Here is a 24,993-nt window from a genome sequence, read left to right as displayed (position 1 = left end):
GGCCTTTTAGTTTTATGGGTGACAGCCTTATTGCTCGAAAACCAGCTTCCGTTCGAAATCCATGGAGTGGGAGATCCTTTTGGCGTCGTCGAGATTGATGAGGTCTTGCTTGTAGAGCTGGAGCAGATGCTGATCCAGTGTCTGCATCTGGTAGAGCGACTGACCGTTTTCAATATGCTTTTCGATTTCGTCGAGACGGCCTTCCCTGATGCATGCCTGGATGGTGGTTGTTGATCTCATTATTTCGACAACCGGCAGGATGTTTTCTCCGCTCTTATCCTTTACCAGCCGCAGCGATGCGGTTGCCACAAGGATGTCGGCAAGTCTCTGCCGGATAATCTCCTGACCTTCGGGCGGGAAATGGCCGATCATACGATTAATCGTTGAAACCGCGCTCTGGGTGTGCAGTGTGGACAGCACGAGGTGGCCGGTTTCAGCGGTCTTGATGCAGGCTTCGATGGTCTCCTTATCCCGCATCTCCCCAACCATTATAACATCCGGGTCCATCCGCAGAACCCCTTTAAGCGCGGCATTGAAGCTTTCCGTGTCGATCCCCACCTCTCGTTGAATAATACAGCTTTTTTGCGATGTAAAAAGGAACTCGATCGGATCTTCAATTGTTACGATGTTATAATTATAGTTTTCGTTGATGAACCTGATCATTGAGGCAAGCGTTGTTGATTTGCCGTTACCGGTCGGACCGGTTACCAGGATCAGGCCGTTCGGCGCCTTGACTATTTCTCCTAGCACCGGCGGGAGGTGGAGTTCATCGAAACTGCCTATGTGCGGGGGGATGACCCGCATTACTATGCCGAACTTGTTGCGCTGCCGGAAGATGCTCACTCTGAAGCGGCCCCCGCTGGGAAGGGAATATGAGGCGTCAATCTCCTTGAAGTCACTGCTCAGGGTGCGGCCGTTATGCTCGAGAATTCGGGCGGCGATAAATTCAGTGTCTTTATCGGTCAGGTTTGGCAGCTTCGAGCGGATGAGCTGACCCCTGCCCCGAAAAATCGGGGGATTATCCACCTCAAAATGAACGTCGGAGACCTTTTTCTGAAATGCGATATCAAGGATCTGAATCAGAGTGTTTGCATCCATGGCAGACTATATCCCTTTATTGTTGGTTTGGTATTACGCTGGTTGCGCAGGTTTTTCAAATTTCTTCCGGTAAAAGGTGTTTTCCAGGACAAGACCGGCGTGGTGGGCCAGAACCTCAAGCAGCTCGATCTGGACCGGTGACCCGGGTTTGTTGCCAAAGTCGCCGTAAATGAGGGCAACGGTTCTCCCCATGCTTCTTACCGGGGTCAGCACAATGGTCGAACAGTGCGGAGTTCCGATTTCCTGATACAGGTTGGCCGAAATGCTCTCGTCGATTACGTCCCCATGATAGAGCTGCCCGTTATCGATTACTCTTTTGAACAGGGATTGTTCTGCAATCGGGATTCTGAACATCATCGGCGGTGACGCCCCTTCGTTCTTATCCCGGTTAACCCCTATCCCCCGCTCGGCAATGAGTTCGGATTTGCCCACTACAAAGGTCATGGAGCGCTCAAATATCGATGCCGTAAATTTGAGTATGACAAAAGAAACTTCCGGGGCCTCCCGCAATGTGTCTAGTTCGAATACGCACTCCCTGAGTTGTGTTATTGCTTTGTGCTCGGGGGTGGCAAATGTGGTGGCGAGATAGATGCGCAGCGTTTCGAGAAAGCTGATCAGTTCTTCGGCAAAATCCTCATTCGGATTTCTCTTGTCCGGCCAGGGGAGGAGCAGTCTGACTCCCCACTGGAGCGCCCGCAGGGAGAAATGCCCGTTGTGCGATGAGACCATCTGGATTATGGCAATCTCGGGATATTTCATCCGTTTCTGCAGCAGCAGGTCCATGATCCCGTCCGGTGAAAACAGGGGATCGGCAGACGACGGCGGATCGATAATCAGTACCGGTGTCAGTTCGCGGGTAATGGCTTTGTCTATGATATGGTCCAAGGTTTCCGGCTCGTCAGAGGAAAAGACCAGATACCCTTCGTGCCGGCAGAGCGTTGTGGCGATATGTTTGAACAGCTCGTTTCTGGTAAACAGAATCGCGGCCAGCGGGGTCGTGAATGCCGCTTCGTCCTCTTTGACGGCAGCGGAGAGGTTGGTCAGTAGTGCGTAAATCTTTTCCCGCTGCTGTTCCGGAACGGCTTCCAGTTCGGCTCCAATCGCTTTTTTATGGGGAGCAGCCGGATCGGCTTCCGGTTTTTCAGCATAATCCTTAACTCCTGAGAAGACATCCGGGATTCTTTTCTCCAGTTCGTCCAGAACGTCGAGCCCAAGGAGGTCGGCAGTGATCTCAGGGGCCTCCCAGTTGGCGTTGAACCCTTCGATCGGAATCTCCAGAGCCGCGAAGGTTTCTTCGGTCAAGGTGCCGTCGCGCATTTTTTCATCATAGATCCGCAGGGCATCCATCAGGACACTCTGCGTATTGATGCATATCTCCTGCTTGAGTTTTTCCGGGAAATACCGGTATTCATCGGAAACCGTGATCTTTGCGATATCGAGCTCGAACGTTCCCCTGTCCCAGGTAAGCACCTCGACAATGGTCATCTCGATCAGGTTTTCCAATCCTTTATAGGCCGCGTCCCTGCCGATCTTTTCCCCTTCGATAAGGGTGGCAATCAGAGGTTTCCTGTTGGCTCCGGCATTGAACTGTTCGGTAAGCGCCTCCTCCAGTTCATCTTTACTGATAGCGCCCATTTCCACGAGAACCTGGCCGATCCTGACACTGTTATTGACATGGTTTGCGCCGACGATATATCCGTCGACAAAGACCAGCTGGCTTTCCCCTTTGTCGCTTTTGACGCAGAGCGTCCCCGATTTCCTGGTGGAATTGAGGAGCTGTATCACATCGACTATAGGAAGGTGTTCAAGTTCACCGACAAAGGACATCTCTAATCCTCTCGTGCTGTCAGGGATGGCGGTATCGTGGCGTATATACCACAACTGCCGCATTGCGGTTGTGACCGGGGATACATCACACCATAATAAACATAGCAGCTGCCCGGCTGCTTTCAACCGTAAATCAAAAAAACCTGTTTCCGGGAAACACAACTGCAAATCGCATTGTGCTGCGGTGCCTCTGGATTCTTGACAGTGATCCGGAGGAGGGGTAGTTTTGATAATACCAACTTTGGAATCAAGGTGATCGCCATGACCCGCACATTCGGACCGCGAAGGCCACAAGCCGTTCCTGCCAAAAGCAGGGAGGAACTGGACGATCTGGTCCGCAGGCTAAAAGCGGATGAGTCGAGGAATGATTGCTACCGCGAACGCTCGCTGAAACTCCATGGCTGGATATGTGCCAAGTGCGGCAGGGAGTTCGACCAGGAAAACCTGCATCTGTTGACGGTTCATCATCGGGACGGCAACCACAATAACAACCCGGCTGACGGGAGTAATTGGGAAAACCTTTGTATTTACTGCCATGACGATGAGCACAGCCGGATGCAGTTGGGAGATTATCTGCGAAAGAGCTGATATGGGCGGCAGCACCGAATGTCCTCTAACAAATCCGTAAAATGGGCGTACGCAGTCCTCGGGTTATCGTACGGGGCTTCAGAAACCGATGTCAGGAAGGCCTACCGCGAGCTGGTCATGCTGTGGCACCCGGACCATTTTCAGCAGGACCCGCATCGGCAGAACGCGGCGCTGGAGAAGCTGAAGAACCTCAACGAAGCCTATGACCTAATCAGGACGGAGATCGAACTGCAGCGCGGCAGTGTGCCTCACGTCGATAGCGGTTCGATTGAGCCCACTGCCCATTCCGAGGGATTCAGAGGTGCCGGCGCTCCGGAAAGAGGCGAGGGGAATGTTTCCGGGACGCCTGTGGAGCGGTTACCCGGACTCGAAGCCGTAAAGTTTCTTGACCTGCTCAGGTCGTGGCAGAATATCGCGTTTGCGGCATTTGTCGTTATTCTGCTGCGGCTGTCGTTGGATCGGTTTGGCTCGGTGCTGGTCGGGGCAGGTTACCTGTTGGAGATCCTGGCGCTGCCGCTGATTTTTGCTATTGTCTGCAACGTCACTCGGCTCGGACGGAACAGGGGAGTCTGGTCGGCTTATGTTGTCAGCATCGGTATTGCCACGGCAGTCGTGTTTATCGATGCCGTCAATTACCGCAACGAGTTGCATGAGGCTTCCGTATATAACGGCTCACGGCCAGCGGATGTCGTCCCCGGCGCAGGTTCATACGGCGGCAAACTGCCGGATAACCCTCCAGGCGATCCCTTTTTCGCCGGTAAATCTAAGTCGCCTGGCGGTCCGGTGCCTCCGCAGTCTCCGTATGTGCAGGCCCCATTGGCGCCGGTTGTTCCGGATGCGCCGGCCGTTCCGGCAGCGCCGATTGCGCCGCCGGCAAAATAATAACAGTTTGAGGTTTATTAATGGCCAAGGAAAAGTCGCCGGTAACTCCGGCAATCCGTGTCTTGAGACAGGCAGGGATCAAGTTTACCGACCATCATTATGCATATGAGGAAAAAGGGGGAACCGCGGTCTCGGCAAGAGAATTGGGCGTCAGCGAGCATAGCGTGATAAAGACACTGATCATGGAGGATGAGAACAAGAATCCTTTGGTGGTGCTGATGCATGGTGATTGCCAGGTCTCGACAAAGGAGCTTGCCCGGGCAATCGGGGTCAAGACGATTGCCCCCTGTTCCCCGGAAACGGCAAACAGGCATTCCGGATACCTTGTCGGCGGCACCTCTCCCTTAGGAACCAGGAAACGGATGCCGGTCTATATGGAGGAAACAATCCTGGAGCTGCCGGTAATCTATATCAACGGGGGAAAGCGCGGGTACCTGGTCGGGGTTGCCCCCGGTGACGTAAAGTGCCTTCTGGAGCCGGTATTGGTCAGGGTCGCCGTCTGAAGGAGGGGTGATGGAAGGTTCGATCAGGAGAGCAGCAGATGCAATCAGGAATGCCGGGGCAATGGTCATAACCGCCGGGGCAGGCATGGGGGTTGATTCGGGGCTTCCGGATTTCCGCGGTGACCGCGGCTTCTGGAACGCCTATCCCATGTACGAACGCCTCGGATTGAGTTTTGTCGATGCGGCGAACCCGCGGCATTTCGAACGGGACCCGGCGTTTGGCTGGGGATTTTACGGCCATCGGATGAACCTGTATCGTGAAACCGTGCCCCATGCCGGGTTCTCGATACTCCTCGACTGGATCGAACGGTTCGGCATGGCCTGTTTTGTTGTGACTTCCAATGTGGATGGCCAGTTTCAGAAGGCCGGTTTTAGCGATGACGCGTTACTGGAAGTTCATGGCTCGATTCATCATCTGCAATGCCTTGAACCTTGTACGCAAGCCATTTGGGACAACCATGAGACCATACCGGTGGATTTCGCTACCATGAGGGCCGGTCATATCCCAAAATGCCTTCATTGTGGTGGTGTGGCGCGTCCCAATATCCTGATGTTCGGGGATATGTCATGGCTTTCGGACCGGACCCGGATGCAGGAGCGGAATTTCGATGAATTCGTTACGGACAATCGGGAGCTGTCTCTGGTTGTCGTGGAGATGGGGGCCGGTACTGCCATCCCCACGATACGTGCTGCGAGCGAAAGGCTCGGGCGTTATTACGGAGCTACGGTGGTGCGGATAAATCCCAGAGAAGCGCAGATAGGAGCGCCGCATATCTCTATCCCGCTCAGCGCCCTTGCGGGCTTGGAAAAGATCGAAATCGCCGTCGCAACTTCCTGAACATCGCGGTAAATGGATTGAAAAATGCTTGACACCCCAGGCGGGGTCACCTATTATGTACTTTCGCTTTGCGGGCCTATAGCTCAGTTGGTAGAGCTACCGGCTCATAACCGGTCGGTCCCAGGTTCGAATCCTGGTGGGCCCACCACCCAATAATCTCTCGGAAAGCAGAGGGGAAGCCCATAAAGCGCAAGAGTTGTCAAATGCCTGCAAGTCTGGGGATGAAAAAGAGTGCACACCTTCCGGTTGCACTCTTTTTCTTTGTGGGGTCATGAAATTGCCTCGAGTCTCCGATATTGTCGGAATCATTAATAAAATAGCTCCCCTGCGGTTCGCGGAAGGGTGGGATAATCCAGGATTGCAGGTCGGCGACACCGCTTTGCCGGTAGAGCGGATCATGATAGCGCTGGATGCGGGTCGTGACTCGGTGGAAGCGGCAATCGCCAATAACTGCCAGTTGCTGCTTACACATCACCCGTTGCTGTTTAAACCTTTGAAAAGGGTTAGCCGTCAGGATCCGGATGGCGCCATTGTCTTCCGCTCAATTGAGGCCGGGCTCGCAATTGTTGCCCTGCACACGAATTACGATGTTGCCGCAGAGGGGGTAAACGACCTCCTCGCGGAACGGCTCGGTCTTTCCTGCACTGCTCCGCTACGGGTTACCGGCAGTGACGAGCTTGTCAAACTTGGGGTTTTTGTGCCGGTCGGCTATGAGGAGCCGGTTCTTGAGGCCCTTTTCGGCTTCAGCTCCCAGCTCGGCAACTATTCGGACTGCACTTTCCGAGTGAATGGGACCGGCACCTTCAGGCCTCTTCCGGGTGCGGACCCTTTTATCGGCAAAGAAGGCACTCGTGAATCGGTCGAAGAGGCACGGGTGGAACTGGTCATCTGTGCCGACGAAATCGATGCTGCCGTAACTGCCATGAAAAAGGTTCATCCTTATGAAGAGCCTGCCTATGACATCTACTGTCTCCGGAACCGGGGCAATCGTTTCGGCTTGGGCCGGATTGGCGAGGTGGACGAACAGACTACGCTGTTTGAGTTCGCCCGGCATGTAAAAGAGTGTTTGGAGACCCCGGCAGTACGCTGTGTCGGGGACGGGAAGCGAAAGATCAAGAGGGTTGCGGTCTGCGGTGGCAGCGGCGTGTCTCTCCTGAATGAGGCTCGATTTCGGGGTGCCGACGTCCTTGTTACCGGCGATGTCAAGTATCATGAGGCGCGCGAAGCCGAGGCGCTTGGCATTGCGCTGGTTGATGCCGGTCATTTTGCATCGGAGCGGCTGATGATCTCAGGCCTGGCGGGACGCCTTGAACGGGAGCTCCCTTTACTCGGTTTCAAGGTTGACCTGATTGCCTTCGACGGTGAAAAAGAGCCGTTTTTGTATGTTTAGCGAGTAATGCCGGGGTTCCGGTTGCCATATTCCAACAGGCTGAAAGGGGTGCAGGCGGTGAAGAAGAATTTGGAGACGCTTTACGAGCTACAAGAGATCGATCTCAAGCTCGACGGGATCGCTGGGGCAAGAAATTCGTTATTGACGGAAATAGATGCCCTTGATCAGAAGGTGGCCGAGGCACACCAGGAGATGCTTGCCAAAGATGAGGTACTTGCGGCTCTGGAGGCCGACAAGGTGCAGCTGGAGGCGACATTGGCTGCTGAAGCGGAGAATATTACCCGCTCCGAGGCTCGCCTAAAGGAGATCAAGACCCAGAAGGAGTATCTTGCGGTGTCAAAAGAGATTACTGCTGCTCGCAAGATGAGGACCGAGCTTGAGGAGCAGCTGTTGCAAAAGATTACCCAGTCAGACGAGCTTAAGGTGGCAATTGCCGAGAGCCGGAGTAAGCTGGAGGCGCTGGAGAAGAACATCGGGGCGCAGAAATCCGAGGTTCAGCAAAAAGTGGACGAGCTAGAGAGCAGCATTGCCGCGGATCAGTCGGCACGCGAGGAGAAAATCAATGTCCTGCCGCAGTCTGTGGTGAAGCGATACGGAAGGCTTCGTGAAATGCGCCGGGGGCTCGCTGTGGTAGAGGCACGTGACGGCAGTTGTCTCGGATGCAACATCAATCTGCCCCCTCAGCTTTACAATACCCTTTTCCGGGGCGATGAACTGATTACCTGTCCGCATTGCCAGAGGATGGTAGTTTTTCGGCAGCAGCCTCAGGTTAATAATAAGTGAATTTACGGCCTTGGAGAGATTCTGCTGCAATGGCAGCAGGACTCTTGACAGCGGCCGTTCGCTTTTGGTCGAAGCAGAACAGATGACCGCCGCCTTTTAGAGGGGGAGGAAAGTCCGGGCTCCATAGGGCGTGGTGCTGGATAACGTCCAGCGGGGGTGACCCCAGGGAAAGTGCCACAGAGAGAAGTCCGCCCGTTTCGGCGGGTAAGGGTGAAAGGGTGAGGTAAGAGCTCACCGGATTCGGCGGTGACGCCGGATGCCAGGTAAACCCCACCAGGAGCAAGGCCAAATAGGGAAGCGCAGAGGGTGGCCCGCCCGAGCTTCCGGGTTGGCTGCTTGAGGTCGTCGGCAACAACGATCCTAGATGAATGGTCATCGCTGTCTTGCGGGTAACCGCAGGGCGGAACAAAACCCGGCTTACGGCCTGCTTCGGCCAAATATTTTTACCGGTCGGCGTCTTTAACCAGTCACCGGCCGGTTTTGTTTGAGGGTGAAACGTGGCGAATCCGGATACCTGGGGCATTGCAGTCGATGTTGCGACAACGGAGTTCCGAGCGCTGGACCCTGCTTTATCAGAATCGATTGCCCGGATAATCCGTGACGTAATGCGGACAAAGCAGGAGTTAACAGCCATATTCGACGGCTTGAACGGTGGCGAGATCTGCATGCGCTGCGGTGGCGAATGTTGCCGCACCGGCTGCTATCACTTCACTGCTGTCGATCTCCTGGCATACCTGGTTACGGGAGAGATGCTCTTTTCGCCGCGATTCGATAACGCTAGCTGCCCATTTCTGGGGGCTGCCGGTTGCCTGATGGCGCCGGAATACCGGCCGTACAACTGTGTGACTTTTATCTGCGACCGGGTGGATGTCGGCATGGATTCCCTGACCAGGGATCGATTCGCCGCTCTCTCTGCCGATCTGCTGGCGCTGTATCAAAAGATCGAGGCACTGTTTGCAAACCGTTTTGTTTACGGTATCCTGAACAATGGCAGCCGTTTTAAGGCAGGACGCTCTGCAGGCATCCTCTGGAGTGGTAATGGCAACGATAAACGATCTTGTATTGGTTCATGTCGATAATCGTCCCGGCTTCTTTGCCCGGATCGAAGATATCTCTCCGGATGTCAAACCGGGGTGGTGGCAGGTTTCATTGCTGGTATTGACGGTGCCCCTCCAGGTTTACACATGGATTCTGGACGATTCCCAGGTTGATGGCGCCCCTTTCACTATGGGGGGGACTCCCATGATGATCGAGAAAGTGGTGGCACCGCCTGTTCGCACCCGGCCGCAAGGCCACCCTTCAGCAGAAGAGCCAAAGCCTGCTGCCACGGAAACCCAGCCGTCAGCATCGGCATCGCAAAAAGTCGTGTTTCTTTCCGAGCACAAGAAGAAGGGGTGAGCTGTCGGCCTTTACCCTGTTTTGGCCTGATTGCAACGCCATCGGCAATATTTTTCCTCATCCATTCAAATGTTCCCGCCAGTCTCTCGCTTGCTCCGCGTAACATCTTGATTTGTAAATAGAAAAAACATGTCTGGCCTGTATGATTTTGCCTTGACAACCCAGGGGTCGGCTTGTATAGTTTTTCCACTGGTGGTAATTAGTGGAAAATTGTGGCAATAGTTGGGAAGGTGTTATGTCATTTGCCCGCGAATGGCCAAGTACAATCGATGTCAAGGGCCGTACCAGTATCCCGGCAAAATTCAGGGAGATACTGGTGGCGTCTCACGGCGATGAGCGGTTCGTAATTACAAAGGCCACCCCGGTGGATTTTGGCGGGGGTCAGCTCGGCAGGGGGCTCTCCGTATATCCGATTGCCGAATGGCGTGAGATTGAAAGAAAAATAAATGCCAATGAGGGTGGTTTCCCGTTGGCGCAGTTGAACAGCATCAAGCGCCGTTATCTCGGCGCAGCGGATGAATATGTCACCGACAAGCTCGGGCGGGTGCTGATTCCGCCCGCGCTGCGCGAACATGCCGGGTTGGACCGCGACATAATTTTTGTCGGCATGGGAAACCGCTTTGATGTCTGGAGCCGCGATACCTATATCAGGGTAAGCGAACAGGATGAAAAGGCCCTTCCTCTCGACTCGGAAGAGCTTGCTTCATTGGGGATATAGGTTATGGAATTCCGGCATCTTTCGGTTATGCCGGACGAGGTGATCAGGTACCTGGCGCCTCATTCTGGAGGCATCTATGTCGACGGGACCCTCGGCGGTGGCGGTCACTCGGGCCTGATACTGGCATCATCTGCTCCGTCGGGGCGATTGATAGGGTTTGACCGGGATGACGAGGCGTTGGCCGCAGCAAAAGGCTCCTTGGCAATATTTGGCGACCGCGCCCTGCTGGTCAGGCGGAATGCGGCGGAAATAGCAGCGGTAATGGCCGAACTGGGTATAGAAGCCATTGACGGATTGCTGCTCGACCTGGGGGTGTCATCGCACCAGCTTGACAGTGCCGAGCGGGGGTTCAGTTTTCAGCAGGATGCGGCCCTCGACATGCGAATGGACCGTTCCGGGGCGATCACGGCCGCGGAGCTTGTCAACCAGGCTCCGGAAGCGGAGTTGGCGCAGATCATCCGGGAGTACGGGGAAGAGCGATGGGCGCGGCAGATTGCCCGCAGGATTGTCGCTGCCAGGCTCGAAGCGCCACTGGAAACTACCGGGCAACTTGCCGGAATTGTGAGCAGAGCCATACCGCGAAAGGCGTGGGAAGACCGGATTCATCCGGCAACCAGGACCTTTCAGGCGATAAGGATCGCGGTGAACGATGAACTCAACAGCCTGCAAAAATGCCTGCATGATACGGTTCCACTCCTTCGAAGCGGCGGAAGGATTGTTGTTATCTCCTTTCATTCGCTTGAAGACCGGATCGTCAAACAGTTTTTCCGGGACAAGGCTACCGGTTGCCGCTGTCCGAAAGGGCTCCCTGTTTGCGCTTGTGGCGGCAAGCCGGTTCTGAAGGTTCTTACCGGCAGGCCTGTCATGGCCTCGGATGGCGAGATTGCCTCCAACCCGCGGTCACGTAGCGCAAAGCTTCGGGCTGCGGAGAAATGCTGAAAGAGACGGTGACTGACATGTCAAATGCAAAGACCGCATACGGCAGAGTAATAGCTCCCAGACGATTGGAAGCGATATTTGACGGGAAACGCGAAGAATATCTGCCGGCATTGCTCGTGATCCTGGCGCTTCTCACAACTGTATCGATATTCCATGTCTGGTCGCGGGTGAAGGTGGTTGACCTCAGTCTGCAGCTTGGAGAAAGCAGGAAGCAGCTCAAGGAAATGCAGCAGGAGCAGAGCAAGCTCAAGCTGGAAGTTGCCTCTTTGAAGACACCGGCACGGATCGAATCGGTTGCGCGCAGTGAGCTCGGGCTGTCGTTGCCGACAAATCAACAGGTGGTACAGGTGCGGTGAGAGATCGAAGAGAGAAATGGGCCAGGGCAAGAATCCGCCTTATCGGAGCCCTTTTTGCTTTTTACTTCTGGCGACTTCGTCCAGGGCCTTCTACCTTCAGGTCATCAAGCGGGAGCAGTTGGAAAAGCTGGCCGAGCGGCAGCATCAGAAAACAGTGCAGCTGACACCGGCACGAGGCACCATTTTTGATGCCAATAATGCCTCTCTGGCCGTTTCCATTGAGATGGAATCATGCTTTGCCGAACCGAGAAATATTGAAGATCCGCGGGGCACTGCCGCTAAGCTTGCTCCGCTACTGGGGTTGCCACAGCCCCAGTTGCAGCAGAAACTGACCGGGAGCAAAGGATTTGTCTGGATTCAGCGGCAGCTTGCACCGGAACTTGTGGCCCGGATAAAGGAACTTGAACTGGATGGAGTCGGCTTTGTAAAGGAGAGCAAGAGATTTTATCCAAACCTGGAAATGGCGGCGAGCGTCATCGGTTTTACCGGCCTTGATCCCGAGGGGCTGGAAGGAATTGAGCGGAAATACAATTCGACCATTCTGGGCAGCACCGGCTACATGATCACGGAACGAGATGCGCTCGGAAGGGACGTTGCCTTAAAAAATGCCGTGGTCCAAGGGGGATCCAAAGGACATAATGTTACTTTGACCCTGGACAAGAATATCCAGTATATGGCTGAAAAAGAACTTGCCAAGGCAGTTGCCGAAAGTCAGGCAAAAGCGGGCACTGCTCTCGTGATGGAGCCGCACAGCGGCAGGATACTGGCTATGGCGAACTATCCGGGGTTCAACCCGAACGTACATCAGAAGTATTCTCCTTCCGCACTGCGGAACCGGGCGATTGCGGACAGTTTCGAGCCCGGGTCCACATTCAAGGTCTTTCTGCTTGCTGCAGCTATCGAGGAGGGGATTGTCAATCCAAGGGACACATTTGACTGCGAGATGGGTTCCTATGAAATCGGCGGCCGGACCATTCACGACACCCACAAATACGCCAGGATCTCGGTTGCCGACATCCTCAAGTATTCGAGCAATATCGGCGCGGCAAAGATTGGAAGCCGGCTCGGCTCGGAACGTCTGTACCGTTACCTGAAATCGTTTGGTTTCGGGGAGCGAAATGGAATTGATCTCCCTGCGGAGACCAGCGGCAACCTCAGGGACAGGAATCAGTGGTTTGCCGTGGACCTGGCCAATATCTCATTCGGTCAGGGTGTTGCCGCATCGGCACTGCAGATAGCATCGGCTGTTTCGGCCGTGGCCAATGGCGGGGTTCTGATGAAGCCTTATCTGGTGGAAAAGATAACCGATGCGGACGGCAATGTCCTGAAGCAGGTAACTCCCCAGTCGCGGAACCGGGTGATATCACCTGGCACCGCAAGGACAATAGCCACAATGATGGAGTCAGTCACCGGCGAAGGCGGAACAGGGACCAATGCCGCTGTCGATGGTTATCGCGTGGCCGGCAAAACAGGTACGGCCCAGAAGGTGGACCCGGTTACCCGCGGCTACTCGGTTGACAAGCGGACCGCCTCCTTTGTCGGCTTCGTGCCCGCTGACAACCCGAAACTAACCATCCTGATTGTCATCGACGAACCCAAAACCAGTCCTTACGGCGGTGTGGTCGCTGCTCCGGCATTCGGCGCCATAGCACAGCAGGCGCTCTGTTACCTTAAAATTACCCCTGATGCCAAGCTGAAAAAAAGCCGGGGCACGGAACCGGAAATCGCCAGGAAAAGCACGATACCGGCTGCTGTTGCTGCTAACGACAATGCTGCGGAAGGGGAGATCGTCGATTCCGGCCAGGGGCTGCTGATGCCGGATTTCCGGGGCAAGAGCATGCGCGATGTTATGCGGGGCATGCAAAAACGAAGCTTAAATGTGCGTCTTATCGGAAGCGGCCGGGCCGTGGAGCAGAGTCCGCTGCCGGGCCAGAGGATAGGGCCGAGGGATCAGGTATGGGTAAAATTCACTCCTTCTGCCTGAAAAGGCTACATCATTCGAGGCCTCATGAAACTGAGTGACCTGATAAAAGAGGTTTCGCCGCTCTATTGCAGCGACGGGAGCGACCGAGAGATTCAAGGGCTCTACTACGATTCGCGGAATGTTAAGCCCGGGGGTCTCTTTTTCGCTTTAAAAGGGGCTGCAGCCGATGGCCACCGGTTCATCGCCGCAGCAATCGAGCGCGGGGCCGTGGCGGTTGTCGTGGAGGACAGCGCAGCTGTTCCGGAAGGGGTCCCGTACGTGCATGTGGAGAATTCCCGCCTGGCGATGGCGCTGATCGCATCGGCCTTTTATAACAGGCCGACGGCAAACATCCCTCTTGTCGGGATAACCGGCACGAACGGCAAAACCACGACCAGTTATCTGATTGAGTCGATCATGGCCGCCGCAGGGATTGCAACCGCGGTGTTGGGTACGGTCAGTTACCGGCTTGGCGCAACAGTGCTGCCGGCATCACATACAACGCCGGAATCGACGGAACTCCAGGAAGTGATCCGGCAGCTGGTTGACCGCGGCGCTGCCGGAGTGGTGATGGAGGTGTCATCCCATGCCTTGGAGCAACGGCGTGTAGACGGCTGCCAGTTCGACGTCGGAGTATTCACGAACCTGACCAGGGACCACCTTGATTATCACGGAAGCATGGAGCAGTACCTCGAAGCCAAGCTCAGGCTGTTCCGGGAATTTCTGCAGCCGTCGCCAAACAAGCCAAACCGGCGGGCAGTGGTGAATCTTGACGACGAATATGGCGAAGTCGTGGCAAGAGAATCGGTCTGCCCGGTCATTACCTACGGAATTGCCAAAGGCGATGTCCGGGCGGTTGACGTCCACTCGTCCATTTCCGGGATCACCGGAAAGGTTGTCACTCCATCCGGAACCATTGAATTCTCGTCCGGTCTGGTGGGGAGGTTCAATCTCTACAATATCCTGGCTGCTCTTGCGTCAGGTTATGCCTTGGGTTTGTCACTGGAGACCCTGCGCGCCGGAATTGAGTGCCATAAAAAGGTGCCGGGCCGGTTGGAGCGGGTGGAAAACGGGCTTGGAATCGGTGTGTTCGTTGATTATGCCCACACCGGCGATGCCCTGGAAAACGTCCTGCAGACCCTGAGCGAATTGAAAACCGGCCGGATTCTGACCGTATTTGGCTGTGGCGGCGATCGCGACAAGGGTAAACGGCCGATCATGGGAGAGGTTGCCGGGCGGCTGTCTGACCTGGCGATAATCACATCGGACAACCCGAGGACCGAAAACCCCGACGAGATAATCTCCCAGGTTCGGTCCGGTGTTCTACCACTCGGAATCAGGGAGTATGACTACGCTGCCCTGGGCAACGGAGTTCCGGAAAAAGGGTTTGCCGTTGTTCCTGACCGGCGCACCGCAATCCGGCTTGCCATCGGCCTGGCTCAGGCTGGGGATATAGTGCTTCTGGCCGGCAAAGGGCACGAGGATTACCAGATCATAGGGACTGCCAAGCACCATTTTGACGACCGCGAAGAGGCTGCCGCGGCGTTGGCTCATCCGGAGGGTATGCCATGACTGCGAACCGGGAGATGTTCGTCATGAGTGACATCCAGGTGGCTGTCTGCGGGAGGCTTTGCGGCGATGCTGCCGAGAAGGTGCGGGGGGTATCGACCGACTCCCGGACGGTCCAGCCGGGCGAACTGTTCATTCCGCTTCGCGGGGAGCGTTTCAACGGACACGACTACATTGCGGCAGCGGTAGATCGAGGGGTAACTGCTCTGCTGGCCGAAGAGACCTGGGTTGCCGATCATTCCCTGCCGGAAAATGCAACCTGCATCGTGGTTCCAGATACGCTCAGGGCGCTCGGCGATCTTGCTGCCTCTTACCGGCGCAGGTTCGATTTTCCGCTGATAGGGGTAACCGGGAGCAACGGCAAGACCACGGTCAAGGAGATGATAGCGACCATCCTTGCAGTAAAAGGGGCTGGCCTGAAGACCGCCGGAAACCTCAACAACCTGATCGGCCTCCCCAGGATGATTTTTCAGGCTTCGGAAGAGATGCGCTGGGGTGTTCTTGAGATGGGGATGAGCGAACCGGGCGAGATCGACCGGCTGGCCGGTATTGCTGCGCCTTCGGTAGGGGTTATTACCAACGTATTCCCGGCACATCTGGAAAGTATGGGGAGTCTGGAAGCGGTGGCCAGGGCAAAGGGCGAGCTGTTCATGCGGTTGCAGCCCGGGCAGAGTGCGGTTTATAACTGCGACGACCAGCTTGTCGCCGCATTGCCTGTGCCTGAAGGGGTTCGCCGCATCTCGTTCGGGATGCACGGCGGGGATGTCACTGCCGGTGCGATCGAAAAGATGGGGCATGAAGGTCAGCGTTTTGCGCTGAACATATTCGGTGCTGAGCAAACCATACGGTTGCGTGCCTTTGGCCGGCACAATATCCAGAACGCCCTTGCTGCTGCGGCTGCAACCTGGGCAGTGGGGATCACGCCGGATGAAATAGCCGCCGGGCTGGAACGGTTTGATCCGGTAGAAAAACGGTTCAGGCTCGAGAAACTCGGAGAGGTTACGCTGATCGATGACAGTTACAACGCCAATCCCGGATCAATGGCCGCCGGGCTTGTCACCCTGTCCGAACTCAAAGGTGACGGACGGGCAATTGCAGTTCTGGGCGACATGCTTGAACTCGGCAGTGGGGCAATGGATGCGCATCGCGGGGTGGGCCGGCTTGCGGCGACCTGTGCGTGCAGGCTTTATCTGATGGGACGGTTCGCCGAAACGGTAAAGGCCGGTGCTCTGGATGGCGGCATGCCTGAAGAAGCGATTGTAGTAGCCGATGACCATGAGCAGCTGCTTGTCGATCTGCGGGGCACGCTGCAACCGGGCGACTGCGTGCTGGTAAAGGGTTCGCGGGGGATGAGGATGGAAACCATAGCCGAGGGTATCCGGAACTGGTGCGCCTTACCCCATGGGAAAGGCGCAAACTGATGCTCTATCACCTGTTCTACCCGCTCGCAGGCAGCATCAAACTCTTCAACGTCTTCAAATACCTGACATTCCGATCGATCTACGCCATGATAACTGCCCTGCTCCTCTGCTTTATCATTGGCCCGTGGGTGATCAGGAAACTGGAGGCGCTACAGGCGCGGCAGGTGATCAGGACCGACGGTCCCGAATCGCACCTGAAGAAGCAGGGGACCCCGACAATGGGCGGGGTGCTGATCCTGACTGCCATAGTTGTGCCGACCCTGCTCTGGGCGGACCTGACCAATGTCTATATCTGGCTCACGCTTTTCATCGTTGTTGGTTACGGGGCGATCGGCTTTGTTGACGATTACAAGAAGGTGGTGGAGAAGAATCCCAAGGGGCTGTCCCCCCGCCAGAAAATGTTCTGGCAGATCTTACTGGCATCGGTTGTCGGGATAATACTGTTCACAATGCCCGGATTTTCGGAAGAGCTGTTTTTCCCGTTCTTCAAAAGGATTCACCCGGATCTCTGGATCTTCTACATCCCATTTGCGACCCTGGTGATCGTCGGGGCCAGCAATGCCGTGAACCTGACCGACGGGCTCGATGGCCTGGCCATTGGCCCTGTGGCGATAAATGCCGCCACCTATCTGCTCTTTTGCTACATCGCCGGTAATGCCCGGCTTTCGGCATACCTGCAGATACCGTATGTGCCGGGAACCGGTGAACTGGCAGTTTTGTGCGGCGCCATGGTCGGGGCCGGGCTGGGGTTTCTCTGGTACAACTCCTATCCTGCCGAGGTGTTCATGGGTGATGTCGGTTCCCTGTCGCTCGGCGGAGCGCTCGGCACCCTGGCAGTGCTCACTAAGCAAGAGATGCTTCTGGTCATCGTCGGCGGTGTGTTCGTCATTGAGGCGCTGTCGGTCATATTCCAGGTCGGCTCATATAAATACCGGGGGAAGCGAATCTTCCGGATGGCCCCTATTCATCATCATTTCGAACTGAAAGGGGTGGCTGAGCCGAAGATCATTGTCCGGTTCTGGATAATTACGATAATACTGGCGCTGGTCGCCATTTCAACGCTCAAGTTACGGTAATGACATGAACCTCTTCGGCAAAAAAATACTGGTTGTCGGTCTGGCAAAAACCGGGGTCGCGGTTGCCCGCTTTCTGGCAAAGCGCGGGGCAGCGGTTACGGTCACCGACATGAAAGACGCGGCTGCCCTGCAACCTTTCCTGACCCAGCTTGGCGGGCTCGACCTGAATCTGGAGCTAGGAGTGCACTCGGTTGAGACCTTCATTGCCGTTGACATGATCGTGGTAAGCCCTGGCGTGCCGATGGATATCGAGCCGCTGCGGCTGGCCCGGGAGCGTCGGGTGCCGGTGATCAGCGAAATAGAACTGGCGAGCCGGTTTATCGAAGCACCGGTCATCGCCATTACCGGTACCAATGGGAAAACCACCACCACCACCCTTACCGGCGAGATCTGCCGCAAATCCGGATTCGCCACTTTTGTCGGCGGGAACATCGGCAACCCCCTGATTGATCTGGTGGAACAGGGTGAAGCGGTCGAGCGGGTCGTGGTGGAACTCTCTTCGTTCCAGCTGGAGGCGATCGAATGTTTTCGCCCGCGCGTTGCGGTGCTGTTGAATATCACCGAAGATCATCTGGACCGCTATGACAGCTATCAGGAATATATCGACGCCAAGGTCCGGGTCTTCATGAACCAGACCGGCGCCGATTATGCGGTATTGAACCTGGATGACCCGATTGTCGCCGATCTTGCGGGGACCATGCACGGCCGGATCTGCTGGATGAGCCAGCGCCGCGAGCTTGAGGAAGGGATCTTTCACCGGAACGGGGAGATCGTCTTCCGGTGGGACGGGCTGGAAGAGGTTATTCCGACCGCCGGGTTCCGGATCAAAGGGGTGCATAATACCGAAAATATCATGGCCGCGCTGGCCGCGACCATGCTGACCGGTTGTCCGGCATTGCTCGCCCGCAGGGCAGTGGAGGAGTTCCGCGGCCTGCCGCACCGGATGGAGCTGGTCCGGGAGATCAACGGCGTCGGCTGGTACGAGGACAGCAAGGCGACAAATGTGGGGAGCGTGGAGAAAGCGCTGGCAAGCTTCAACGACATTACCTGGATTGCCGGCGGCAAGGACAAGGGTGGATCATATGCACCGCTGGCCGAACTGGTTCGGGAGCGGGTGCGCTGCATGATTCTGATCGGCGAGGCCAAGGAGCGAATTGCTGCCGAGCTCGGCCGGTATGCCGAGGTCCGGATGGCGGCAACCCTTGAGGAGGCGGTTGGCCATGCCGTTGCCGTGACCGGCCCGGGTGGCGTAGTGCTGTTTTCTCCCGCCTGTTCCAGTTTCGACATGTTTCGCGACTACGAGGACCGGGCCGAGCAGTTCAAGGCTCTGGTCAGGAAGCTTCCGGGGGCTGAACCGAGATGAAACGACTGACGTCGTGCGATATCGTCATACTGCTGATGGTCGTGGCACTGACCTGCTTCGGTGTGGTCATGGTCTACTCCGCGTCATCGGTAATGGCGGCGAAAAAATATCACGACGGATTCTATTTCCTGAAGCGCCAGGGGCTCTTTGCCCTCGTCGGATTCAGCATCATGTACGGGGTCATGCAGATCGACTACCATATATGGAAAAAACTTGCCGTTCCGGCTTTGATCGGCTGCCTCGTGCTGATGGTGCTGGTGCTGATTCCGGGCATCGGGGGGAGTGCCGGCGGTGCCGCCCGTTGGATCAGATTCCCGGGATTTTCCCTGCAGCCGTCCGAGGTGGCCAAGATAGCACTGATCCTTTACATGGCCTATTCGCTGGAAAAGAAACAGGACCGGGTGAAGTTTTTTTCGAGCGGCTTTCTACCGTACATGGTGGTGCTTGCCGTGCTGTTGCTGTTACTGCTCAAGCAGCCCGACCTCGGCGCAGCGCTGACGCTCGGAGCGGTTGCGGTCATCATGCTGTTTGCCGCCGGAACGCGGCCGACGTACCTGATTTCCATGTTCCTGCTTGCTCTGCCGTTCCTCTACTTCCTTGTCATGAACGTCGATTACCGGCGCCGGCGGGTACTGGCGTTTCTCAACCCCTGGGAAGACCCGGCCAACAGCGGTTTTCAGATTATCCAGTCGTGGCTGGCTTTTGGCGCCGGGGGGGTGCTCGGTCAGGGGCTGGGCGAAGGGAAGCAGAAGCTCTTCTATCTCCCCGAGGCCCACACCGACTTCATCCTCTCGGTGGTCGGCGAGGAGCTCGGATTCATCGGGGTGCTGCTGATCGCTTCGATGTTCTTCCTGCTGGTCTGGCGAAGCATCCGCGTGGCACTGGCGACTGAGGATATCTTCGGGCGCTTTCTCGCTTTCGGCATCGCCGTGCTGCTCGGTATCGAGGCGTTCGTGAACATGGGGGTCGTTACCGGCCTGCTGCCGACCAAAGGATTGGCACTGCCGTTCATAAGCTACGGCGGGAGTTCGCTGCTGATCACCCTGTTTGCCATGGGGATTTTACTCAATATTTCATCACGGATGCGGGGGACGCCATGAGACTGATCATTGCCGGCGGCGGTACCGGCGGGCACCTCTTCCCCGGCATCTCGGTTGCCGAGGAGTTCGTTGCCAGGGATGCTGCCAACGAAGTCCTGTTTGTCGGCACCAGCAGGGGGATCGAGTCCCGGATCGTCCCGCAGCTGGGGATGAAGCTGGAATGCGTCTCAGCCTCCGGGGTGCGGGGCAAGAACGGCCTGGCGCAAATCAAGGGGGCGGTGCTGTTCCTGTTCGGGTATTCTGAGTCGCGGCAAATCCTGAAAAGATTCCGGCCCGACATCGTGCTGGGGGTCGGCGGCTATGCTTCGGCACCGCTCTGCCTGGCAGCGCGCGGTATGCAGATCGGATATTTCATTCATGAGCAGAACGCCATTCCCGGCCTTACCAACAGGCTGCTGGCCAGGTTTGCCCGCCAGGTGTTCATTTCTCTGGAAGAGTCGCGGCGGTTTTTCCCGCAGGACAAGGTCATGATGACCGGCAATCCCCTGCGGAAATCGATCCTTGATCTGGTGGCCGCATCGGAAGATACGCCGGCCCCGGCAACCTCGGAAAAATTCCGGATATTGGTGTTCGGCGGCAGCCAGGGGGCCAGAAGCATCAATCAGGCGATGATCGCGGCCTTGCCGCATCTGGCAGCCATGAATAATCGGATTGCCATTGTCCATCAGACCGGTCAGAACGACCGGGACGAAGTGGCCGAAGGGTATGCCAGGTCCGGGGTCGAGGCCGAAGTGCTGCCGTTCATAGACGATATGGCCGGGGCATACAGGAATGCGGATCTGGTCGTCTGCCGGGCAGGCGCGACCACCATTGCCGAGGTTACGGCTGCGGCAAAGGCATGTCTCTTCATTCCGTTTCCCCATGCCGTGGACGATCACCAGCGGAAGAACGCCGAGGCGTTGCTGAAGCAGGACGCCTGCCTGATGCTGCTTGAGCAGGAGCTGACCGGGGAACGGCTGGCCGGAGAAATCGTCAGGATCATGGCCGATCCGGCACGTTTGGCCGCCATTGCCGTGAACGCCCGGAGAATGGCGCGGCTGGACGCGGCCAGGATAATCGTGGATCGAATGCTCGCAATAAAAGGAACCGGACATGTACGGTAAGATCGAGAAAATCCATTTCGTTGGTATCGGCGGCATCGGCATGAGCGGCATTGCCGAAGTGCTGCTGAACCTCGGTTACAAGGTGTCCGGATCGGATCTGCGCAATTCGGAGATCACGGAGCGGCTTGCCTCGCTAGGCGGCGAGATCCATATCGGCCATGCCCGGGAAAACGTGACCTCCGTTGATGTCGTCGTGACATCGACCGCCGTGCAGGAAGACAATCCCGAGGTTATCGAAGCCAGGAGCCGGATGATCCCGGTCATTCCGCGCGCCGAGATGCTGGCCGAGCTGATGCGGATGAAATACGGTATCGCCATTGCCGGGACCCACGGGAAAACGACAACGACCTCAATGGTCGCTACCGTGCTTACCCATGGCGGCATCGATCCGACCATCGTCATCGGTGGCAAACTGAACACGCTCGGCACCAATGCCGTGCTCGGCCAGGGAAAGTTCCTGGTCGCAGAGGCCGACGAATCTGACGGCTCGTTTCTCAAGCTCTCGCCGACAATCGCAGTCGTGACCAATATCGATGCCGACCATCTCGATTATTACAGCGGTGGGATCGAGCAGATCAAGGATACTTTCGTCGATTTCATCAACAAGATCCCGTTCTACGGTCTGGCCGTGCTCTGTCTGGATGACCGCAATGTGGCCGAGATCATCCCGAAGGTCAAAAAGCGGTTTGTCACCTACGGACTCACCTCCCAGGCCGATATCCGCGCGACCCATGTCCGGCTTTCCGGGGGCAAGACCAGCTTTGTCGCGCATTATAAGGGGTACCGGATGGGAGAGATCACGTTTGCCATGCCCGGAGCTCATAACGTGCTCAACGCCCTGGCCTGTATTGCCGTTGCGATGGAGCTGGATATGCCGTTCAACCTGATTCAGGAGGGGTTCGAGCGTTTCGGCGGGGTGGGACGGCGGTTTCAGGTCAAGGGTGAGGTCAACGGCATTATGATTGTTGACGATTATGGACATCATCCGGCAGAGATCAGGGCAACCCTTGCGGCGGCAAAGAGCGGCTGGCCGGAGCGACGGCTCGTGGTTGCTTTTCAGCCGCATCGATATACCCGTACCAAAGAGCTGTTCTCCGATTTTGTGACCTGTTTTTACGATGCGGATGTGCTGGTGATGACCGAGATCTATGCGGCGAGCGAAAAGCCGATTCCGGGGGTTACGGCGGAAAAGCTCGCAACTAGCATACGCCAGCACGGGCAGAAGGACGTCACCTATATCGCGGAGCGGGAACGGCTCTGCGGCCATCTCCAGGGGGTGATACGCGAAGGGGACATAGTCCTGACCCTGGGCGCAGGGAATCTGTGGCAGATCGGTGAAGAGCTGCTGGTTCAACTCCAGGGGAAAGGGTAGCTGCCGGCTATGGACCGGCCCTACGGTACTATCTTCAAGGGGTTTCGCGGCCGTCTGCTGGAAGACGAGCCGCTGGCCGGTCATACAGCGCTCAAAGTCGGGGGCAAGGCTGATGTCATGGCTTTTCCCGAGGATCTGGATGAACTAAGGCAGCTGTACGCCGGCTGTTGTGAGCAATCCGTTAAATGCCTGGTCATCGGCGGCGGTTACAACTTGTTGGTGCGTGACAACGGTTTACGGGGGGTTGTCATCTCCCTGAAGAAGTTGAAGGCAGTGGAACGGCTGCCCGGCAACAGGGTAAAGGTGCAGGCAGGGGTTTCGAACCAGCGGCTGGTCAAATGCCTGGAACTGGAAGGGCTTTCAGGGCTTGAGTTCCTGAGCGGCATCCCGGGGAGCATCGGCGGCGCGCTGGCGATGAATGCCGGATGCCACGGCCATGAGATCATGGCGGCTCTTGAAAGCCTTACGACTCTAGGAGCTGGCGGATTGCAAGAAACCGCTGGCCGGGATCTCGAATATGGCTACCGGTTCTTGAATCTGGCTGAGGGGGCTGTAATAGTGGAGGCGCTTTTTCAGCTGACCGCTGACGATCCGACGGCAATATCGGTGCGCGTAGCCGAGTTCATCGAAAAGCGCCGCGTCAGTCAACAGGTCGGTTACCCGAACGCGGGCTCCTTCTTCAAGAATCCGCCAAACGCTTCGGCATGGCGGCTGATTGATGCTGCCGGTCTTCGTGGGACTACGGTGGGAGGAGCCCAGGTGTCCGAGCAGCACGCAAATTTCCTGGTCAACCGCGGCGGTGCAACGGCCCACGATTTCCTGGAGCTGGCCGCGCTGGTCAAAGAGCGGGTACGGGCGCAATCCGGGGTCGTATTGGAAGAAGAGGTACGGATCGTGGGTGAGGAGTGAGGCAATGGATCGTGCGGAGATGAAAAAGAAGAAGATTGGGGTTCTGATGGGCGGGATGTCCGCGGAGCGTGATGTATCGCTCAAGAGCGGCGCGGCGGTCCACGGCGCGCTGATTGAACGGGGCTACAACAGCGTTGCCCTCGATGTGGGCCGCGATATCTCGGCCCGCCTGGCGGCGGAACGGGTAGAAGTGGCCTTTATCTGCCTGCATGGCCGGCTGGGCGAAGACGGCACGATACAGGGACTCCTGGAGGTCATGGGGATACCGTACACCGGCTCCGGGGTCCTGGCGAGCGCCTTGGCTATGAATAAAACCGTGGCAAAGGTCGTTTTCGCTGCCAACGGCCTTACGGTAGCGCCGTACGTGGTCCTGCGGGGAAGCGACACGTTCAATGCCGAGTATGCCGGGTTCGGGCTGCCGCTGGTGGTAAAACCGTCCCAGGAAGGATCTTCGGTCGGCGTCAGCATCGTCAGGAAGAGCGAAGAGCTTCCCGCTGCCCTGGCAGAGGCGTTCCGCTACGATGCCGAGATCCTGGTGGAGCAGTATATCAAGGGTCGGGAGATCCAGGTTGCCATACTTGCCGATCGGGCGCTCGGGGCGATAGAGATCGTGCCGAAACGCGAATTTTACGACTTTGAGGCCAAGTACACAGCCGGCATGGCCGAGCATATCTGCCCGGCGCCACTTGCGCCGGCGCTGTACGAGAAGGTGCTGCGGCAGGGGGAACTGGCGCACCGGGCGCTCGGGTGCGACGGCTACAGCCGGGTAGATTTCCTGGTCACTGAACAGGGGGAATGTTTCCTGCTGGAGGTGAACACCCTTCCCGGCATGACTGCCCTCAGTCTGATGCCGGAAATAGCGCAGTCAGCAGGATACGGTTTTGCCGATCTCGTCGAGGAGATCGTATGCTCGGCCGCGCTGAAGATCAAAGGGATGGGGAACTGAATTAGATGGCAGTGCCTGCGAGCCGCAGATCGAGCAGTCAACCTTTCCGTGGGAAGCCGGGGCGGGTTGTCCAGAACCGGATGAAGCGCGAGAAGCGACGGATAAATATCCGCGGTTTTCTCAGAAAAGCGGCCCGGGGTGTCATCTATCTATCGGTGGCGTCTCTCGGGGTACTGCTCGTTTACGAGGCTTATTCCCTTGTTTCCAGGGCCTCGTTTTTTCGGCTGGAGATAATAGAAGTGTCGCCGCTCAAGCGTCTTACCCGCGAGGAAGTGATCGCTCAGGCCGGTATCAAACCCGGTGACGATCTAACCGGCTTGCGCCTGGAGAGGATCGGCGAGCAGCTTACCAATAACCCCTGGGTGGAAAAGGTCAGGATCAGGAGGTATCTGCCGCATACCATTGCGATCGAGATCGCCGAACAGGAGCCGGTGGCAGTGGCGAGCATGGGATATCTCTATTACCTGAACGCTAAAGGGGAGCTGTTCAAGCTGCTCACGGAAGGGGACAACCTTGATTACCCCGTGCTCACCGGCATCAGCGAAGACGATCTATCCCGAGACCCAACCGGCTCCAAGGAGGCCCTGAAGTCGATGCTCGCCCTGGTTGAACTGCTGAAAGGGAGAGAGGTGCTGCGGCTCGAAGATGTGTCCGAGGTTCATTACGACAAGGGGTATGGGTTTACCATCTTCATGGCCGACCGCGGGGTTCCGGTTCGGTTGGGGCGGACCGGTTTTGAAGAAAAACTGGCGCGGTTCGGCAGGATCTACGCCACCCTGCAGCCGCAGATGAAGGCAGTCGAGTACATAGACCTTGATTATACCGACAAAATAGTAGTGAAATCCGGATAA

At 56.8% G+C, this 24,993-nt stretch carries 24 protein-coding genes, 1 tRNA gene and 1 other RNA gene; 24 read left to right on the top strand and 2 right to left on the bottom strand.

Features of this window, described 5'->3' with window-relative positions; genetic code table 11:
- Window positions 1-27: 27 nt before the first annotated feature.
- Both OR1_RS08855 and OR1_RS08850 read right to left on the bottom strand, forming a co-directional pair.
- The gene (locus OR1_RS08855; RefSeq protein ID WP_041971382.1) at window positions 28-1,098 is read right to left on the bottom strand and encodes a type IV pilus twitching motility protein PilT; all 1,071 of its coding nucleotides are present in this window, start codon (window positions 1,096-1,098) and stop codon (window positions 28-30) included.
- A 33-nt stretch (window positions 1,099-1,131) separates the two neighbouring features.
- A complete protein-coding gene (locus OR1_RS08850) occupies window positions 1,132-2,925 on the bottom strand; it encodes a DUF4388 domain-containing protein (RefSeq protein ID WP_041971381.1) in 1,794 nt (597 codons plus the stop codon).
- A 261-nt stretch (window positions 2,926-3,186) separates the two neighbouring features.
- On the opposite strand from OR1_RS08850, the gene OR1_RS08845 reads away from it, so the two are divergent.
- The 24 genes from OR1_RS08845 (at window position 3,187) to OR1_RS08735 (ending at window position 24,993) form a co-directional block, all read left to right on the top strand.
- Window positions 3,187-3,513 (top strand): YajD family HNH nuclease, encoded by a 327-nt coding sequence (locus tag OR1_RS08845; protein ID WP_041971380.1) that lies wholly within the window; start codon window positions 3,187-3,189, stop codon window positions 3,511-3,513.
- 18 nt (window positions 3,514-3,531) lie between these two features.
- Window positions 3,532-4,395, top strand: a complete 864-nt coding sequence (locus OR1_RS20755) for a J domain-containing protein (protein ID WP_052440355.1) — start codon at window positions 3,532-3,534, stop codon at window positions 4,393-4,395.
- A gap of 20 nt (window positions 4,396-4,415) precedes the next feature.
- Window positions 4,416-4,898: a Cys-tRNA(Pro) deacylase gene (gene ybaK / locus OR1_RS08835; RefSeq protein ID WP_041971379.1), complete on the top strand. Its 483-nt coding sequence runs from the start codon at window positions 4,416-4,418 to the stop codon at window positions 4,896-4,898.
- 10 nt (window positions 4,899-4,908) lie between these two features.
- Window positions 4,909-5,736, top strand: a complete 828-nt coding sequence (locus OR1_RS08830) for a Sir2 family NAD-dependent protein deacetylase (RefSeq protein WP_041971378.1) — start codon at window positions 4,909-4,911, stop codon at window positions 5,734-5,736.
- A gap of 72 nt (window positions 5,737-5,808) precedes the next feature.
- A tRNA-Ile gene (locus tag OR1_RS08825) sits at window positions 5,809-5,884 on the top strand.
- Window positions 5,885-6,007: 123 nt separating this feature from the next.
- Window positions 6,008-7,126, top strand: coding sequence for a Nif3-like dinuclear metal center hexameric protein (locus OR1_RS08820; protein WP_041971377.1), 1,119 nt, complete (start codon window positions 6,008-6,010; stop codon window positions 7,124-7,126).
- Window positions 7,127-7,183: 57 nt separating this feature from the next.
- On the top strand, window positions 7,184-7,909 hold the full coding sequence (locus tag OR1_RS08815; RefSeq protein ID WP_041971595.1) for a zinc ribbon domain-containing protein: 726 nt from the start codon (window positions 7,184-7,186) through the stop codon (window positions 7,907-7,909).
- A 69-nt stretch (window positions 7,910-7,978) separates the two neighbouring features.
- Window positions 7,979-8,345, top strand: an RNA gene (rnpB, locus tag OR1_RS20785) — RNase P RNA component class A.
- 61 nt (window positions 8,346-8,406) lie between these two features.
- On the top strand, window positions 8,407-8,988 hold the full coding sequence (locus OR1_RS20750; RefSeq protein ID WP_052440354.1) for a hypothetical protein: 582 nt from the start codon (window positions 8,407-8,409) through the stop codon (window positions 8,986-8,988).
- Complete coding sequence (locus OR1_RS08805) at window positions 8,948-9,307, top strand: hypothetical protein (RefSeq protein WP_041971376.1); 360 nt, start codon at window positions 8,948-8,950, stop codon at window positions 9,305-9,307. Before OR1_RS20750 ends, OR1_RS08805 begins: the two co-directional genes overlap by 41 nt.
- Window positions 9,308-9,542: 235 nt before the next feature.
- Window positions 9,543-10,025 carry a division/cell wall cluster transcriptional repressor MraZ gene (gene mraZ, locus OR1_RS08800; protein ID WP_041971375.1) on the top strand — a complete coding sequence of 161 codons (483 nt, stop codon included), beginning with the start codon at window positions 9,543-9,545 and terminating at the stop codon, window positions 10,023-10,025.
- Window positions 10,026-10,028: 3 nt separating this feature from the next.
- Entirely contained in the window at window positions 10,029-10,964 is a 936-nt protein-coding gene (gene rsmH / locus OR1_RS08795; RefSeq protein WP_041971374.1) for a 16S rRNA (cytosine(1402)-N(4))-methyltransferase RsmH, read from the top strand.
- 17 nt (window positions 10,965-10,981) lie between these two features.
- Window positions 10,982-11,320, top strand: coding sequence for a cell division protein FtsL (ftsL, locus tag OR1_RS08790; protein ID WP_041971592.1), 339 nt, complete (start codon window positions 10,982-10,984; stop codon window positions 11,318-11,320).
- 16 nt (window positions 11,321-11,336) lie between these two features.
- Window positions 11,337-13,304, top strand: coding sequence for a penicillin-binding protein (locus OR1_RS08785; protein ID WP_152609851.1), 1,968 nt, complete (start codon window positions 11,337-11,339; stop codon window positions 13,302-13,304).
- A gap of 24 nt (window positions 13,305-13,328) precedes the next feature.
- Window positions 13,329-14,855, top strand: a complete 1,527-nt coding sequence (locus tag OR1_RS08780) for a UDP-N-acetylmuramoyl-L-alanyl-D-glutamate--2,6-diaminopimelate ligase (protein WP_041971373.1) — start codon at window positions 13,329-13,331, stop codon at window positions 14,853-14,855.
- Entirely contained in the window at window positions 14,852-16,273 is a 1,422-nt protein-coding gene (gene murF / locus OR1_RS08775) for a UDP-N-acetylmuramoyl-tripeptide--D-alanyl-D-alanine ligase (RefSeq protein ID WP_237754259.1), read from the top strand. Before OR1_RS08780 ends, murF begins: the two co-directional genes overlap by 4 nt.
- Window positions 16,273-17,349: a phospho-N-acetylmuramoyl-pentapeptide-transferase gene (gene mraY / locus OR1_RS08770; protein WP_041971372.1), complete on the top strand. Its 1,077-nt coding sequence runs from the start codon at window positions 16,273-16,275 to the stop codon at window positions 17,347-17,349. Before murF ends, mraY begins: the two co-directional genes overlap by 1 nt.
- 4 nt (window positions 17,350-17,353) lie before the next feature.
- Window positions 17,354-18,712 (top strand): UDP-N-acetylmuramoyl-L-alanine--D-glutamate ligase, encoded by a 1,359-nt coding sequence (murD, locus tag OR1_RS08765; protein WP_041971371.1) that lies wholly within the window; start codon window positions 17,354-17,356, stop codon window positions 18,710-18,712.
- A complete protein-coding gene (gene ftsW, locus OR1_RS08760; RefSeq protein ID WP_041971370.1) occupies window positions 18,709-19,812 on the top strand; it encodes a putative lipid II flippase FtsW in 1,104 nt (367 codons plus the stop codon). The genes murD and ftsW overlap by 4 nt, the downstream gene beginning before the upstream one ends.
- Window positions 19,809-20,915, top strand: a complete 1,107-nt coding sequence (murG, locus tag OR1_RS08755) for an undecaprenyldiphospho-muramoylpentapeptide beta-N-acetylglucosaminyltransferase (RefSeq protein WP_041971368.1) — start codon at window positions 19,809-19,811, stop codon at window positions 20,913-20,915. The genes ftsW and murG overlap by 4 nt, the downstream gene beginning before the upstream one ends.
- Window positions 20,905-22,287, top strand: a complete 1,383-nt coding sequence (gene murC / locus OR1_RS08750; RefSeq protein WP_041971367.1) for a UDP-N-acetylmuramate--L-alanine ligase — start codon at window positions 20,905-20,907, stop codon at window positions 22,285-22,287. Before murG ends, murC begins: the two co-directional genes overlap by 11 nt.
- Before the next feature lie 9 nt (window positions 22,288-22,296).
- Complete coding sequence (murB, locus tag OR1_RS08745) at window positions 22,297-23,196, top strand: UDP-N-acetylmuramate dehydrogenase (RefSeq protein WP_041971365.1); 900 nt, start codon at window positions 22,297-22,299, stop codon at window positions 23,194-23,196.
- A gap of 4 nt (window positions 23,197-23,200) precedes the next feature.
- A complete protein-coding gene (locus OR1_RS08740) occupies window positions 23,201-24,142 on the top strand; it encodes a D-alanine--D-alanine ligase (RefSeq protein WP_041971364.1) in 942 nt (313 codons plus the stop codon).
- Between the two features lie 5 nt (window positions 24,143-24,147).
- Window positions 24,148-24,993 (top strand): cell division protein FtsQ/DivIB, encoded by an 846-nt coding sequence (locus OR1_RS08735; RefSeq protein WP_041971363.1) that lies wholly within the window; start codon window positions 24,148-24,150, stop codon window positions 24,991-24,993.

It is taken from the genome of Geobacter sp. OR-1 (genome assembly GCF_000813145.1).
GTDB lineage: Bacteria > Desulfobacterota > Desulfuromonadia > Geobacterales > DSM-12255 > Geoanaerobacter.
The sequence above is the reverse complement of the archived record's forward strand: the minus strand, read 5'-3'. Positions and strand labels throughout refer to the sequence as shown.

Excerpts from the sequence above, each read along its gene's own strand:
- OR1_RS08855 (WP_041971382.1), bottom strand. The coding sequence starts at position 1,098 with ATGGATGCAAACACTCTGATTCAGATCCTTGATATCGCATTTCAGAAA.
- OR1_RS08850 (WP_041971381.1), bottom strand. The coding sequence starts at position 2,925 with ATGTCCTTTGTCGGTGAACTTGAACACCTTCCTATAGTCGATGTGATA.
- OR1_RS08845 (WP_041971380.1), top strand. The coding sequence starts at position 3,187 with ATGACCCGCACATTCGGACCGCGAAGGCCACAAGCCGTTCCTGCCAAA.
- OR1_RS20755 (WP_052440355.1), top strand. The coding sequence starts at position 3,532 with ATGTCCTCTAACAAATCCGTAAAATGGGCGTACGCAGTCCTCGGGTTA.
- ybaK (WP_041971379.1), top strand. The coding sequence starts at position 4,416 with ATGGCCAAGGAAAAGTCGCCGGTAACTCCGGCAATCCGTGTCTTGAGA.
- OR1_RS08830 (WP_041971378.1), top strand. The coding sequence starts at position 4,909 with ATGGAAGGTTCGATCAGGAGAGCAGCAGATGCAATCAGGAATGCCGGG.
- OR1_RS08820 (WP_041971377.1), top strand. The coding sequence starts at position 6,008 with ATGAAATTGCCTCGAGTCTCCGATATTGTCGGAATCATTAATAAAATA.
- OR1_RS08805 (WP_041971376.1), top strand. The coding sequence starts at position 8,948 with ATGGCAACGATAAACGATCTTGTATTGGTTCATGTCGATAATCGTCCC.
- mraZ (WP_041971375.1), top strand. The coding sequence starts at position 9,543 with ATGTCATTTGCCCGCGAATGGCCAAGTACAATCGATGTCAAGGGCCGT.
- rsmH (WP_041971374.1), top strand. The coding sequence starts at position 10,029 with ATGGAATTCCGGCATCTTTCGGTTATGCCGGACGAGGTGATCAGGTAC.
- ftsL (WP_041971592.1), top strand. The coding sequence starts at position 10,982 with ATGTCAAATGCAAAGACCGCATACGGCAGAGTAATAGCTCCCAGACGA.
- OR1_RS08785 (WP_152609851.1), top strand. The coding sequence starts at position 11,337 with ATGGGCCAGGGCAAGAATCCGCCTTATCGGAGCCCTTTTTGCTTTTTA.
- OR1_RS08780 (WP_041971373.1), top strand. The coding sequence starts at position 13,329 with ATGAAACTGAGTGACCTGATAAAAGAGGTTTCGCCGCTCTATTGCAGC.
- murF (WP_237754259.1), top strand. The coding sequence starts at position 14,852 with ATGACTGCGAACCGGGAGATGTTCGTCATGAGTGACATCCAGGTGGCT.
- mraY (WP_041971372.1), top strand. The coding sequence starts at position 16,273 with ATGCTCTATCACCTGTTCTACCCGCTCGCAGGCAGCATCAAACTCTTC.
- murD (WP_041971371.1), top strand. The coding sequence starts at position 17,354 with ATGAACCTCTTCGGCAAAAAAATACTGGTTGTCGGTCTGGCAAAAACC.
- ftsW (WP_041971370.1), top strand. The coding sequence starts at position 18,709 with ATGAAACGACTGACGTCGTGCGATATCGTCATACTGCTGATGGTCGTG.
- murG (WP_041971368.1), top strand. The coding sequence starts at position 19,809 with ATGAGACTGATCATTGCCGGCGGCGGTACCGGCGGGCACCTCTTCCCC.
- murC (WP_041971367.1), top strand. The coding sequence starts at position 20,905 with ATGTACGGTAAGATCGAGAAAATCCATTTCGTTGGTATCGGCGGCATC.
- murB (WP_041971365.1), top strand. The coding sequence starts at position 22,297 with ATGGACCGGCCCTACGGTACTATCTTCAAGGGGTTTCGCGGCCGTCTG.
- OR1_RS08740 (WP_041971364.1), top strand. The coding sequence starts at position 23,201 with ATGGATCGTGCGGAGATGAAAAAGAAGAAGATTGGGGTTCTGATGGGC.
- OR1_RS08735 (WP_041971363.1), top strand. The coding sequence starts at position 24,148 with ATGGCAGTGCCTGCGAGCCGCAGATCGAGCAGTCAACCTTTCCGTGGG.